Origin of the sequence: Carboxylicivirga marina, from assembly GCF_016612505.1 — a bacterium.
In the GTDB taxonomy this organism is placed as follows: domain Bacteria; phylum Bacteroidota; class Bacteroidia; order Bacteroidales; family Marinilabiliaceae; genus Carboxylicivirga; species Carboxylicivirga marina.
This window is the reverse complement of the sequence record NZ_JAENRR010000047.1, coordinates 1-12,808: the sequence shown is the minus strand read 5'-3', so window position 1 is coordinate 12,808 and position 12,808 is coordinate 1. Positions and strand designations below refer to the sequence as shown.

12 protein-coding genes are annotated in these 12,808 nt (G+C 38.1%); 4 read left to right on the top strand and 8 right to left on the bottom strand.

Going from position 1 to position 12,808, the window contains the following annotated elements:
* Nucleotides 1-500: 500 nt before the first annotated feature.
* Nucleotides 501-1,628, bottom strand: coding sequence for a metallophosphoesterase (locus tag JIV24_RS16525; protein ID WP_200466175.1), 1,128 nt, complete (start codon nucleotides 1,626-1,628; stop codon nucleotides 501-503).
* 255 nt (nucleotides 1,629-1,883) lie between these two features.
* On the opposite strand from JIV24_RS16525, the gene JIV24_RS16520 reads away from it, so the two are divergent.
* Nucleotides 1,884-2,339, top strand: a complete 456-nt coding sequence (locus JIV24_RS16520; protein ID WP_200466174.1) for a UPF0158 family protein — start codon at nucleotides 1,884-1,886, stop codon at nucleotides 2,337-2,339.
* Between the two features lie 58 nt (nucleotides 2,340-2,397).
* Here JIV24_RS16520 and JIV24_RS16515 read toward each other — a convergent pair whose 3' ends face one another.
* Both JIV24_RS16515 and JIV24_RS16510 read right to left on the bottom strand, forming a co-directional pair.
* The gene (locus JIV24_RS16515) at nucleotides 2,398-3,246 is read right to left on the bottom strand and encodes a fructosamine kinase family protein (protein ID WP_200466173.1); all 849 of its coding nucleotides are present in this window, start codon (nucleotides 3,244-3,246) and stop codon (nucleotides 2,398-2,400) included.
* Nucleotides 3,239-3,718, bottom strand: a complete 480-nt coding sequence (locus JIV24_RS16510; protein WP_200466172.1) for a low molecular weight protein-tyrosine-phosphatase — start codon at nucleotides 3,716-3,718, stop codon at nucleotides 3,239-3,241. The genes JIV24_RS16515 and JIV24_RS16510 overlap by 8 nt, the downstream gene beginning before the upstream one ends.
* 118 nt (nucleotides 3,719-3,836) lie before the next feature.
* On the opposite strand from JIV24_RS16510, the gene JIV24_RS16505 reads away from it, so the two are divergent.
* From JIV24_RS16505 to JIV24_RS16495, 3 genes are all read left to right on the top strand, one after another.
* Nucleotides 3,837-5,009: an alkaline phosphatase gene (locus JIV24_RS16505; protein WP_200466171.1), complete on the top strand. Its 1,173-nt coding sequence runs from the start codon at nucleotides 3,837-3,839 to the stop codon at nucleotides 5,007-5,009.
* A gap of 524 nt (nucleotides 5,010-5,533) precedes the next feature.
* Nucleotides 5,534-6,766: a hypothetical protein gene (locus JIV24_RS16500; RefSeq protein ID WP_200466170.1), complete on the top strand. Its 1,233-nt coding sequence runs from the start codon at nucleotides 5,534-5,536 to the stop codon at nucleotides 6,764-6,766.
* Nucleotides 6,767-6,916: 150 nt separating this feature from the next.
* On the top strand, nucleotides 6,917-7,321 hold the full coding sequence (locus JIV24_RS16495; RefSeq protein WP_200466169.1) for an acyl-CoA thioesterase: 405 nt from the start codon (nucleotides 6,917-6,919) through the stop codon (nucleotides 7,319-7,321).
* 62 nt (nucleotides 7,322-7,383) lie between these two features.
* On the opposite strand, the gene JIV24_RS16490 is transcribed toward JIV24_RS16495, so the two are convergent.
* From JIV24_RS16490 to JIV24_RS16470, 5 genes are all read right to left on the bottom strand, one after another.
* Nucleotides 7,384-8,145 carry an exodeoxyribonuclease III gene (locus tag JIV24_RS16490; protein ID WP_200466168.1) on the bottom strand — a complete coding sequence of 254 codons (762 nt, stop codon included), beginning with the start codon at nucleotides 8,143-8,145 and terminating at the stop codon, nucleotides 7,384-7,386.
* Between the two features lie 68 nt (nucleotides 8,146-8,213).
* Complete coding sequence (gene trhO, locus JIV24_RS16485; protein ID WP_200466167.1) at nucleotides 8,214-9,248, bottom strand: oxygen-dependent tRNA uridine(34) hydroxylase TrhO; 1,035 nt, start codon at nucleotides 9,246-9,248, stop codon at nucleotides 8,214-8,216.
* A 115-nt stretch (nucleotides 9,249-9,363) separates the two neighbouring features.
* Complete coding sequence (locus JIV24_RS16480; protein WP_200466166.1) at nucleotides 9,364-10,683, bottom strand: TldD/PmbA family protein; 1,320 nt, start codon at nucleotides 10,681-10,683, stop codon at nucleotides 9,364-9,366.
* 27 nt (nucleotides 10,684-10,710) lie between these two features.
* A complete protein-coding gene (locus JIV24_RS16475; RefSeq protein ID WP_200466165.1) occupies nucleotides 10,711-12,255 on the bottom strand; it encodes a metallopeptidase TldD-related protein in 1,545 nt (514 codons plus the stop codon).
* A 202-nt stretch (nucleotides 12,256-12,457) separates the two neighbouring features.
* On the bottom strand, nucleotides 12,458-12,736 hold the full coding sequence (locus tag JIV24_RS16470) for a hypothetical protein (protein ID WP_200466164.1): 279 nt from the start codon (nucleotides 12,734-12,736) through the stop codon (nucleotides 12,458-12,460).
* Nucleotides 12,737-12,808: the final 72 nt, after the last annotated feature.

The window sequence follows — 12,808 nt, the reverse complement described above, 5'->3', positions numbered from 1 at the left end:
CTTATCGCGTGCATATCAAAATCTCACCGTCTTTACCTCTTTTAATATAAGCGTCGGCAGCCAATAGGCGTTTATCAAACAATACTTTAATATGCTCCATTGGAGTAGGTTCAACTACTATATGATTAACTCGTCGTTGTTTTTTTTTTACTCAATCGTCTAAGAAATTCAGAGAAGCTTCTAGCTTTTGGGCAGAAACTTCTACAAAAATCAAAGAATCGTCTGCCAAATACGAAGAAACATCTCACTTTTTCATAGAGTTACCTCCAAAAATCGGAGAATGTTCTGGGTAAAAGCCAGAACGTTTTATAAAAAAGGGAGATGATTTTATGAAAATTGTACATAAACGAGTAAAAAAGCTACATTATTGAGTGTTTGAACGAGAATGAATAGCCCCCTATGCAGCCGCACGACTCCCGTCGCGTGGTTTTTAAAACAGCACTTCCAATATTGTAGTTAACACTGATAATTGAAGGTGTCGCGTGGTTATTAACAATACTCTACCACAACAATTTCTTTTCACCATCTAATCCTGCCCGATAGAATTTACCATCTTCGATAAAAAGCAGTTCGCCACTTTCGCCTTTTTTAATAGAAGTGTCTGCTGCCAATATGCGATTGTCAAATAATACTTCAACGCGTTCCATTGAAGTATGGCCTACTACAATGTGCTTGGCTTTAAAATGATGAAGTATGGAATCAATACTTTCGTTAGTCAAGGTGGTGTCTTTAAAATAACCACGATACCAGATAGGTCCATTTGAACGGGCAAGCAAAGATAATTGCTCACTTGCACGGATACTGTCCCTGTTGTTGTCAATAATGTTAGTGGCAAAAGTATGGTTGATGGCTTCTATGCTTAAGTGCTTATCAACCATGGTCATTGATAAGCCAGCATGGTTAAACACAATGTCGTTGATCCGAAGCACCACCGGGCAGGCCCTTAGCCATTGGCCCATTAACGATTGCTTGCCAAATAACTGGTCATAGCTCAAGCCGGTTTTATCTTCAACAACATTGTATTTTTCGTTGATATATCGTAAATCAGCATTCAATACCATAATGTCGTGGTTACCCAGTAGGTAATGTACTTTGCCACCTTCCTGGCTAGCCTGATCACTTAATTTAAGTATGTGCCATAAGGTCTCGGTGACTTTATCGCCTCGGTCAAAAGCATCGCCAATGATAACCAGATGGCCTTTGTTATAGTTCCAATCGCCATGCACATCAATAATATTATTGGCCTTAAGCAAGTCGATAAATAAATCATATTGACCATGAATATCACTTAATACAACCATGTTCTCAACATCAGAGAAGTTGGCAGATTGCTTTTGTGTTAAGGCAAGTAATTGCTCCACTTTAAATTCATAGTTTAACTTGCTACCAATGTTGATGTAATCGCTTAATTCAATGTTTTGACTTATCAATGAACCATTGCTAATCCATTTCACATTGACCTGTTCATTGTCAAGCATAAAATAAGGACCATCGCTTATCCCCGTATCACTCAGTAATTCAACTTCAACAAGGTTGGTAATGTAACGTTGGTAATATTTTATTACCACAATTATGGCGAGTGCTACAACAATACTTATTAAAACACTCTTTCTGATAGATTTATTCATAGCAATGGTTTATAAAAAAAACTAAAAGTATAAAAAATGCCGAAGAAGAGGTATGTTTAAGCGTTTTCAAATACTTTCTTTTCTGCGTTAGATAACAATTTGAAAGACGTAAGAATAGTGAGCGTAATTGAAAAAGCAAATTAAGTACCAAGGACCGCATATTTATTTTAACATAGAAAAGGAATTAAGATCATGCATTTCTAAAAAGAATATTTTAAATTTATTCGCAGAAGATAACCTGTAAATGTTGCTGTCATGAAGAACACATCCGAACTTATAGAGCGTATAATTAAGCTCCAGAATGACAAACTTGATGTCTATATCCAGCGTAAAAATAGTAAGGTGATAGCGATTCCTGAAATGGAAGGTTACATGGATTTTATGGATTTTGAGAATGATGATTACGAGTTGCTATACAATGAAATTGAGGCTAATCCGAAGAATTTTTTTAAGGTAGAACCACTGACCTCAAGAGAAATTTATAACATCATGATGGATTTTGCACTGGAGCAGGAGAGAACAGATAGTGTAGTTTTAGTGAAAGCACTGCGCACTAATCGTCCATATGACGAATTCAGAAAGGAATTAATGAATATTGGTACAGTGATAAACTCAGCGTGGCAGATGTATTACAGCGATCGGATTAAGCGAATTATCAGAAGTAGACTTTGCAAGGAACATATCCACCTTATTTCTGAAAAATGTAGTTAATTTTTATCGCATATGTAATTGATGGAAAAAGGTGTTTGTTTGAAAGTGACGAGCACCTTTATTTGTAACTATTCATCAATTGAACAGCATGTGATTTATACGAAGAGCCAAATAAGTTCAGGTGATTTAGTACATGGTATAGTAAGTAAATATTCTCGCGGTCTTCATATCCTTCTTGAAGTGGATAAGAATTTATGTAGCTGTTATAAAAGTCGGTATGGAAACCACCAAATAGTTTTGTCATTGCTAAATCAGCTTCGCGATGACCATAATACACTGCAGGATCAATAAGTACAGCATCACCACGTTTATTTGCCAGGTAATTTCCGCCCCATAGGTCGCCGTGCAATAAACAAGGTAGCTCTTCACTGCCATTCAGTATTTTATGAATGCCTTTTTCAATTAATGCAAATGCTTTCTGAAACTCCTTATCAGTGTAACCATTATTTTCTGCTAGTTTGTATTGATATAATAATCGGTGAGCAAAGTAAAAATCAATCCAGTTATCACTCAAGGTGTTTATTTGTGGAGTGCTGCCAATAAAGTTGTCTTCATAAAAGCCGAAAGATGTGTTTGTATGTCGGTGCAGGTTGGCAAAGGCTTCTCCAAATGATTGAAAGAAATGAGTATGCCTGTGGCCGCTCATGATATGTTCCAGAAGTAAATAATTATCGCTAACTAATACCACTTCTGGTACTTCAATGGCTTTGGCTTTTTTTATCTCAATAAGACCATTGGCTTCTTTTTTAAACATTGGACCTTTAAACCCTTGTTTTAAAAAATAGGAGCGATTATCGTCAGTCGTAATTTCAGAGGTTTGTGCAATGCAGCCGCCACCAATAGTTTTCTGTTTAGTAACGGTGCATTGCAACGATTCTTCTATTTCTTTGATAATTTGATTATTCATTCTGATGAATCGTGTTTAATAGTCCTGCACAGGCATCTTCCAAAATATCTAATACCAGTTCGAAACCGGCAGCTCCTCCATAATAAGGATCAGGAACTGAGGTATTGCTGTGATGTGTACAATACTCGGTCATCTTAGATAATTTTTTAGCACTGCTATCATTCGGACAGAGTTGAAACAAGTCATCCATGTTTTGATCGTCCATGCCAATAATGTAGTCGAAATATTCAAAATCCCTGGGGCTTTTAACTTGCCGGCTAATACTGGTTAAGCTAATATGCCGATTTAAAGCATGCCTCTGCATACGCTGATCAGCAGGTTCTCCGGCATGATATCCGGTTATGCCTGCCGAATCAATTTCAAACAGTTCATCTATTCCTTTAGATTTGACAAGTGCTTTCATTGCCGCTTCAGCACTTGGGCTTCGGCATATATTACCAAGGCAAACAAATAAGATTTTCGTTTTATCCATTTTGGTTAATTATTCTTTAAATGATGAATTTGGTTTTTTTTATCTAAACAAACCAGCAGTGGCGTTGTTTTTCTTATTGAAAAGTGCTTCTTTAGCGAATTACAAAAAAAAATCGCCCATGAAAAATGCAACTACCTTAATTTTAATCCTGTCCTTACTAGTTAGCAGTCAGGTATATGCTCAGGAAGATTATAAAGATATTCATACGAAACATGAGTACACTATTGAGCAGAAACATGAAGTTCTGGATATTGATTACGATGCAATCCGATTCAAGAAAAGACCTAAAAATATTATCCTTTTTATTGGTGATGGTATGGGCGTTTCTCAAGTATTCTCAGGGATTACTGTGAATGACGGCCTAAACATGGAGCAGATGCCTTATGTTGGTTTTATAAAAACGCAAAGTGCCGATAATTATGTTACTGACTCAGGGGCAGGAGGAACAGCAATATCGACAGGAACAAGAACTTATAATGGTGCCATTGGATTAGATGTAAATGGTAATAGACTGACTACAATATTAGAATACTCCGAACGTAATGGTAAAGCAACAGGTTTGGTGTCAACATCAGCCATAACACACGCAACACCTGCATCATTTATTGCGCATCAACCACAGCGAAGTATGTACGAAGACATTGCTGGTGACTTTCTGGAAACAGAAATTGACGTATTTATTGGAGGAGGTGCCGATTTCTTCACGAAACGTGTTGATGGTCGTAATCTCGTTCTTGAATTAAGCGAAAAAGGTTACCACGTTGGATATAATGTTGATGACGTTAGTGGAGTGACAAGTGGTAAATTAGCTGTTTTAACAGCTGTGGCACATAACCCCGGTTATAGAGACCGAGGAGAGATGTTGACAAAATCAACTGCAAAGGCCATTGAGGTTTTAGATAACGCCGACAGCAAAGGCTTCTTTCTGATGGTTGAAGGAAGCCAAATAGACTGGGGCGGACATCAGAATGATGCATCATATGTTACAGGAGAGGTGCTGGATATGGATAAAGCATTGGCTGAAGCACTTAAGTTTGCCATGCAAGATAAACGTACATTGGTTATTGTTACTGCAGATCATGAAACTGGAGGTATGACTGTAAATAATGGAGATCCTAAAAAAGGCTTTGTGAAAACTGGCTTTACCACAGGAAACCATAGTGCAGTTATGGTACCTGTTTTTGCCTTTGGAGCCGGTGCTGAAGAATTTATCGGGATTTATGATAATACCGAGATCTTTGAAAAAATGTATAAGTTATTTAAGTTCAAGGAAGAAGAGAAAGACAATTAGATAGATTTAGATTGAATTGATGAAGGAAGGTTGCTCTATGGGCAGCCTTTTTTTTATACATTGGGTAAACGGCTCATTTGTTAGTAGTTGTAATGCGATCCAAATATTTTCTATTGTTCTTTTTTATAAAAGCCGTAACAAAGAAATCGTACCCCAATCACTTAACCCAAATAATCTGTCCGTGGTAATGGAGCTCACAAACGTGCGAGGAAATTATCACACATTAATCATAAAGACTAAAGGTTTTAGAATTTTCTGGATGATTGATGCAAGGTGGCTTTCGAGCCACCTTTTTTTGTTAAGATCGAAGTGGTTAAGCGCATGCTTTCTGTTTAGCCAGCTCAATTAAGCTTTATATCGTTGCTGTTTGCTTGTTAAGCATTGTACCTGAATGTGTAGAGTCTTGAGCTCTTGCGATTAAAATGCACCTACGTCGCTGAAACTAATTGCTATATGTTTATTAATGTGTTAAATTGATGACCTACAATATGACATATTAGTTATTAACAGTAATGATTGAATTCATGCTACGAAAAATCTCTTTAATATTTCTTGTTTGTAGTCCGTTCTATATGATTGGTCAGGAACGACTTTTAAAAGTAACTTCAAAAGATTCATTGATGGGTGAACCAAGAATCGCAGCCTGGTTTGGAGCCAATATGAAGATGAATGGCTATTATAATATAAAAGGTGGATTACAAGATTATGACACATTCAACCTTGGAAATGTTGATGTAAATGGCGATGATGACCGGCAAAATCTTGGGGTTGATTTACACCAAACGCAAATCCGTTTAGATGCTGCTTATATCCATCCTGAGCTTGGTAAAATCAGAGCTCATGTCGAATGGGATTTCTGGGGAGGAAATGGTCAAATGAGATTGCGTAAAGCGTATGTGAAAACAAATCATTGGCAATTTGGTCAGGATTGGGAAAATTTCGGAAATCAAAATGTATGGCCCAATGTGCTTGATTTTGACGGGCCGCCTTCTGGTGTATGGGCGCGTCTTCCATTCGTTAAATATTTTAATAATTTAAGAAATGAACATTGGAAGTATGAGTTGGCCTTACAAGCGCCCATTGTCAATTATGATGAATACTTAAATGTTACGCCAACAATTCAGGAAACATATCAAAATCTGCCGGAAGCTGTAGCGGCACTTTCTTATTGGGATAAATGGGGGCATGTTCGCTTGTCAACCATCGTAAGGGGCATTAATTACCTCGAAGATCAGGAGGAAAAAAGAACTGTTGGATATGGCGCGTCTGTATCTGGTATGATTGGTGCTTTTGGTCGTTCTAACTTTCAATTTCAATATGCTGCTGGTATGGGGATTGCAGCCTACCTCGTATCGCACGGAGGAAGTGGATTTGATGCCTATCCGAGCAACAATACTTTTAAAACGACACCCACACACGGCGGTTGGATGTCCTATGAATATTATTTGAGTAAGAAAGTCCATTTTAATGGGGTTATTGGTTTTACTAATTTTCGAATGAACGACGTTACTGAATTTGAAACGACTGATGATGTTGGCAATAGTATAACCGTTAGTGATGGTAATGCGCAAATAATGCACGATTATTTTTTAGTAAATGTCCTGTGGGATCCTTATCCAAACTTCACTCTAGGCGTTGAGTTTGATTATGGTACAAAAAGTGTAGAAACCGACGGTGTGGCTGATGGAGTTCCTTTTGCTAATGATAATTCAAGAAATGCTTCTCGCGTGAGTTTTGGTTTTATGTATAATTTTTAGTGAAAACATTTTTATTTGTATGAGTTCGTATTAATGGGTTTTACCTAAATAGGAATGCATGAATTGTATCCTTTCATATTAGTAAATGGCAAAGCTATTTTTTGATGCTGATTGGTATTATTTCTACTTTCGTGAGCTAAAAGAAGAATTATGGCTCAAAAATACGATTACGAGTTGAAGTTTAAAGTGCGCGATTACGAATGTGATCTGCAGGGAATCGTCAATAATTCAGTATATCAGAATTACCTGGAGCATACGCGACACGAATTTTTGGATGCAATTGGAGTTAACTTTAAAGAGTTGTTCGAACGTAATATTGTTGCTGTAGTGGCGCGAATTGATTTGTCTTATAAAGCACCTTTGAAAAGCAATGATGAGTTTATTGTTCGCACTCGAGCTGAGCACAAAGGCATTAAATACATGTTTTACCAGGATATTTACCGCTTGCCTGATGAGAAGCTATGTTTAAGAGGCATTGTTACAACAACCACTCTTATTGATGGAAAGTTGGCGGTTTGTAACGAATTGACCGAAGCTTTAACTAGAGGAAAGTAATTGAATAATAGGTAGGTATCATCGCTTGATTAGATTATAAAAGCGATGACACCTTTGGTTGCTTACAATTCAACTCCAACCGGGCAATGATCAGAACCCATTATTTGATCGCAAATAAATGCATCTTTTAATTGAGGCAAAAAACTTTCGCTTGATAAGAAGTAGTCGATTCTCCAGCCTACATTTTTGCCACGTGCACCGGCTCTGTAACTCCACCACGAGTACTTATCTGTCACCTCAGGATAGAAATGACGGAAAGTATCTTTAAAACCACCTTGAGTAAAGCGGTCCATTCCATCTATTTCTGCCTGCATATAACCGGCTGATTTATTGTAATTAGGTTTTGGTCGAGCCAGATCAATGGCTGTATGTGCCACATTAAAGTCGCCACAAACCAACACTGGTTTTGTTTCTTCCAGCTTCTTTAAGTAATCAAAGAAATCCTTATCCCAGCCCTGACGATAATCTAAACGCTTTAAAGCACTACCTGAATTTGGTACATAAACAGTTACTAAGAAGTAGTTCTCATATTCGGCACAAAGCACCCGACCTTCTTGATCGTGTTCTTCAATGCCCATGTCTTTGGTCACGTTTAAGGGCTTTTCTTTGCTAATGATGGCTGTTCCTGAGTATCCTTTCTTAATAGCTGAATTGGCGTAAATATGATAATCACCAAAATCAGCTAAGGCTTCTACAACCTGGTCATCTTGAGCTTTCGTTTCCTGGAGGCATAAAATATCGGCCCCCATTTCCTTAAACGATTCGGTAAAATCTTTTTTCAAGACGGCTCTGACGCCATTCACGTTCCATGATATTATCTTCATATAATGTTAATCTTAATAGTAAAGGTCCAAATTAATGAATATGAATTAGGGTGCAAAACAAATTTAATTTATGCCGATTGTTCTGGTTTATGAAAACGTTTTCCCCTTTTAAAGATCAGGCGTTGCTCCAATTCTTTTCTTTCGGCAGGAGGAGCCAGTATAAAGCTTTGGCAATCATCACTACAACACCTATCATATTGCGCTTTGCACTTGTCGCACTGAATAAACAAGAGGTTGCATTTTTTATTGGCACAATTAGTATGAACATCACAAGGCGAACCGCATTGGTGACAATGGCTGATAATATCGTTACTAATACGCTCGCCTAAACGATTGTCAAATACAAAGTTCTTTCCTATAAATTTATTTTCAATCTTTTCAGTTTCGACCTGACGTGAATAGTCAATAATTCCACCTAAGAGTTGATTCACATCAGAAAAACCATGATGTTTGAGGTAGGCACTCGTTTTTTCACAGCGTACACCGCCGGTACAGTACAATAGAATTTTTTGCTCTTCTTTACCTTTTAACTTATCAACCACCTCAGGCAATTCTTCTTTAAAGGTTTCGGCATCGGGTAATATGGCATTGTCAAATCGTCCGATCTCGCTTTCGTAATGGTTACGCATATCTATTACTATGGCGCCATCATCCATCGCATTATTCCACTCTCTTGCTGTCAGGTGTTTACCAACGTTAGTTACATCATATTCTTCGGGTGTCAGGCCATCTGCTACAATTTGCTGGCGAACCTTAATTTGTAACTTTAAAAACGATTGTCCATTATCTTCAACAGCAATTTTAAACGGTACATTTTTAAACTGGGGCAATGAGTGTAAGTGTTCTTGAAAATCCTGCCAATAATGATCGGGCACACTCATTTGTGCATTTATTCCTTCTTTAGCCAGATAAATACGACCGTAACACTGCCATTTATTCCACATGTAAAACAGCATGTCGCGCATCTCATAAGGATTGTCAATTATCACATATCGATAAAACGAAACAGTTGTTCGCTTAAAAGATTCATTTGCTAATCGTTCACGAAGTTGTTCCGGACTTAATCTATTTATCAGGTGCTTTTTGCCACTATTGGGATCCATAATTTCAAATTTTGCACAAAAATATAAAAACACCTTTATATCTGAAAATAAACTATGGCGCAAAAAAAAAACAGGCAATCGTTTACTGACTGCCTGTTCTAATATGAAATAATGGTTATAATCCGCTAAAGTCGATATCCTCGAATAATAAAGTAGGACTTAAAATGCTTGAATATTTGTAAGGATCATTACCTACTTCGGCCAGTTGCTTCCAGAATTCTTTCGAATTACCCGAGATGTTCATTTCGTTAACAGCTTTCACAATTTTACCGCCTTCAACAAGGAAGCCAGATACTCCAAAGGAGAAATCACCAGTGGTTGAATTGGAATTACCTCCATTAAAAGAGGTGACAAAAATACCGTTTTGAACATCCTTAACAATGCCATCAAAATCCCTTGAACCATAATCAAAAAGGATATTAGAGTTGGAGCCACCATTAGGTTTCATACCTAGTTTTTTGCCATAATAATTATCGATGTAATATTCTTTAAGTACACCTTTTTCAATCATGGTTCGTTTGTGGGCTGCAATTCCCTGTCCGTCGTACAAGCGCGATGCAAAGCCTCCTTCAATAAATGGATCGTCGATAATCGTTAAAAGGGGTGAAGCTATTTGTTCTCCAATCATGCCATCCAGGTATGAGCTCTTTTGCTGGATAGAACGGGCTCTCATCGCACCAAAAAACAAGGATAATAAACGACCTGAGGTACGATTTTCGATTAGCATGTCATATTTACCAGATGCTATTTTTGTTTGCCCTACTTTTCGAAGCGCATTTTCGGCTGATTTAGCACCCAACTCCTGGGCCGATGGCATTTTTGTGAAATAGCGATCGCCACCCCAATGCCAACCTTCCGGACGCGCATCTCCATCTTTAATGGTTACTGATCCGCCTGCCCAAAAAGAAGTTGAAGCGAGGTCGGCCACCAGGCCATTACTATGTACTAATACGCTTTCTGAATAGTCATCGCTGAAACCACCTGTTGCAGATATTATTTTATCGCTTTTTGAACGTGCTACTTGTTCAATTTCCTTTGAGATGTTTACACGTTGCTCTGGTGTAACATTTGCATATGATTTATCCTCCAGTTTTAAATCTTTACTTAAATCGGTAGGATAAAGTGATGGATCTGGTAGCTCACGAAACTCATCGGCTGTTAAGAATTTAGTTGCTTCAACCGCCTCCGAAATGAATTTTTCCAGATCTTTCTTATTGAGGTTATTAGTTGAATGACCTGAATATTTGTGATCGCGGTATATATTCAGATTTAATCCGTTAGAAGTTGATTCTTTTATGGTTTCAATTTTTTGTTCGCGTACTTCTATTTCTACTGAGCGCGAATTACTGATGGATGCAGCCACTTCGGATGCACCTTTCTTTTTGGCGAACTCAACGGCCCACATGGCCAGTTCTTGACGTTCTTTATTGTTCATGGTTGTTCGTTTTTCGGGTTAGACAGATTAAGCATTAACACCACCAACGGTGATTTTCGAAACTTTTACAGTTGGTAATCCTTGCGACACCGGAACACCTTGCCCATTTTTGCCACAGGTCCAGCCTCCTTCGGCCATCTTTAAATCATCAGCCACCATTTCAATATCGGCCAATACTTTAGGACCGTTACCAATGATGTTGATGTCTTTAATTGGTCGTGTTAATTTACCATCTTCGATGAGATAACCCGATTTTACGTAGAAGGTGAAATCGCCTGCACCAATCATAACCTGGCCATTGGAGAATGATTCGGCATAAACTCCATATTTCACTGATTCTATAATCTCGTCTTTTTTATGCGGTCCGTTTTCCATGTAGGTGTTACGCATACGCGGCATTGGCATGTGTTGGAATGATTCGCGACGGCCATTACCCGTTGGTTTTACACCATAATGCTTGGCACTAATGCGATCGTGCAGATACGATTCCATGGTGCCTTCACCAACCAGATATGTTTTCTCTGTATTGTTACCTTCGTCATCCACGTTAATAGAACCGCGAATGTTTGGGTTCGTACCGTCATCTACTATGGACACAAAATCTTTAGCTACTTTTTTACCAATCTTATCGCTAAAAATCGAAGTTTCTTTACGATTAAAATCGGCTTCCATACCATGACCAATAGCCTCATGTAAAAGAATACCCGAACTACCTGCAGCTAACACAACGGGTAATTCACCAGCCTTTGGTTTAACAGCATCAAAGAGAGATACAGTTCGTTTAACTGCTTCATTAGCTAGTGTATTTATTGCATCAGGAGTAAAGAATTCGATACCACGGCGGCCCGAGTAATCAAAGTAATTTTGTTCTTTTTGGCCATTTTGCTCAGCGGTAACACTAACAGATAACTGTGCCATTGGCTGGTAGTCGCATGTCATCCGACCTTCGGAGTTGGCAAAAAGTACGTATGATGTTTCATCATTGAACCATACATTGGATTTAATAACTCTGCCATCCAATGCGAATACCTTTTCATTTACTTGTTGCAGGTAAGGTATTTTTTTGTTGATAGATATTTCTTCCCAAGGTGTCTTTATCATGTAATAGCTTGGTAACTTTGGGGATTCAAAAGCCACAGGCTCAACTTTAGAACTGCTATTGGCAATATTGGCAGCTGTTCGGGCAGCCGATTTCATGGCAGGCAGGCTTACCTCTTCACTAAAGGAATAACCTGTTTGATCACCTTTTAACACGCGAATACCAACGCCAAAACTAATGTCGGAATAAGCACGGTTAACCGCCTTGTCTTCTAAGCCAATATAGTTGGCGATGCTGTGCTGAAAATACACATCGCAGTAATCGCCACCTTTTGATAAGCCTTCAGCTATAATTTGCTGAATCATTTGTTCGGTAACACCGAAGTGTTCCAAATAATCGTGAATAGTCATGTTGCCTCCAATTTTTGCCGGGCCCCTAGTGCAACCAGATAGAACGTGGGGAAGAACAGCTGCACCAACAGCAGTTACCGTTCCGGCTTTTAAGAAATCTCTTCGATTAATAATTGCTTTCATTTTCAAGGATTTTGGAGCAAAGCAACAGAAAAGCAAAGGCTGCTTTACTCATGGGTTTGTAGTAAAAAGGTTATTACTTCACTATTCACTCAAATATATGCCAAATGAACATTGAGAAGTGTAAGCTAATAAATGGGACTTATAGCTTAATGGGACTTAAAGATATTTTATATCTATGTGAAAAACAAACGTATATGCTTGATTATTTTCGATGGAAGGTGTCACCAACAAATTTTAGCCCATGGATAATATTGGAACGCCAATAAGTCCAGTTATGTGCGCCTTCTCTGATACGAAATTCGTGTTTGATGTTTAAATCGCGCATTAAAACATGCAATGCAGCGTTACCTTTGTACAAGAAGTCGTCATCGCCACAATCAATGTAGAACTTGACTTTTTTGATGTTATCGAGGTTTTGCGATTCAAGAATGTTTAAGACATTGTAGTCCAGCCAGTGCTGAGGAAGATTACCTTTTTTCACTAGCCTCCGAAAGTTTTAATAAAACGTACAAAAACATAGTAGAAGCCCAATGTTTAGGTTAAAAAACAAAGA

Excerpts from the sequence above, each read along its gene's own strand:
- JIV24_RS16525 (WP_200466175.1), bottom strand. The coding sequence starts at position 1,628 with ATGAATAAATCTATCAGAAAGAGTGTTTTAATAAGTATTGTTGTAGCA.
- JIV24_RS16520 (WP_200466174.1), top strand. The coding sequence starts at position 1,884 with ATGAAGAACACATCCGAACTTATAGAGCGTATAATTAAGCTCCAGAAT.
- JIV24_RS16515 (WP_200466173.1), bottom strand. The coding sequence starts at position 3,246 with ATGAATAATCAAATTATCAAAGAAATAGAAGAATCGTTGCAATGCACC.
- JIV24_RS16510 (WP_200466172.1), bottom strand. The coding sequence starts at position 3,718 with ATGGATAAAACGAAAATCTTATTTGTTTGCCTTGGTAATATATGCCGA.
- JIV24_RS16505 (WP_200466171.1), top strand. The coding sequence starts at position 3,837 with ATGAAAAATGCAACTACCTTAATTTTAATCCTGTCCTTACTAGTTAGC.
- JIV24_RS16500 (WP_200466170.1), top strand. The coding sequence starts at position 5,534 with ATGCTACGAAAAATCTCTTTAATATTTCTTGTTTGTAGTCCGTTCTAT.
- JIV24_RS16495 (WP_200466169.1), top strand. The coding sequence starts at position 6,917 with ATGGCTCAAAAATACGATTACGAGTTGAAGTTTAAAGTGCGCGATTAC.
- JIV24_RS16490 (WP_200466168.1), bottom strand. The coding sequence starts at position 8,145 with ATGAAGATAATATCATGGAACGTGAATGGCGTCAGAGCCGTCTTGAAA.
- trhO (WP_200466167.1), bottom strand. The coding sequence starts at position 9,248 with ATGGATCCCAATAGTGGCAAAAAGCACCTGATAAATAGATTAAGTCCG.
- JIV24_RS16480 (WP_200466166.1), bottom strand. The coding sequence starts at position 10,683 with ATGAACAATAAAGAACGTCAAGAACTGGCCATGTGGGCCGTTGAGTTC.
- JIV24_RS16475 (WP_200466165.1), bottom strand. The coding sequence starts at position 12,255 with ATGAAAGCAATTATTAATCGAAGAGATTTCTTAAAAGCCGGAACGGTA.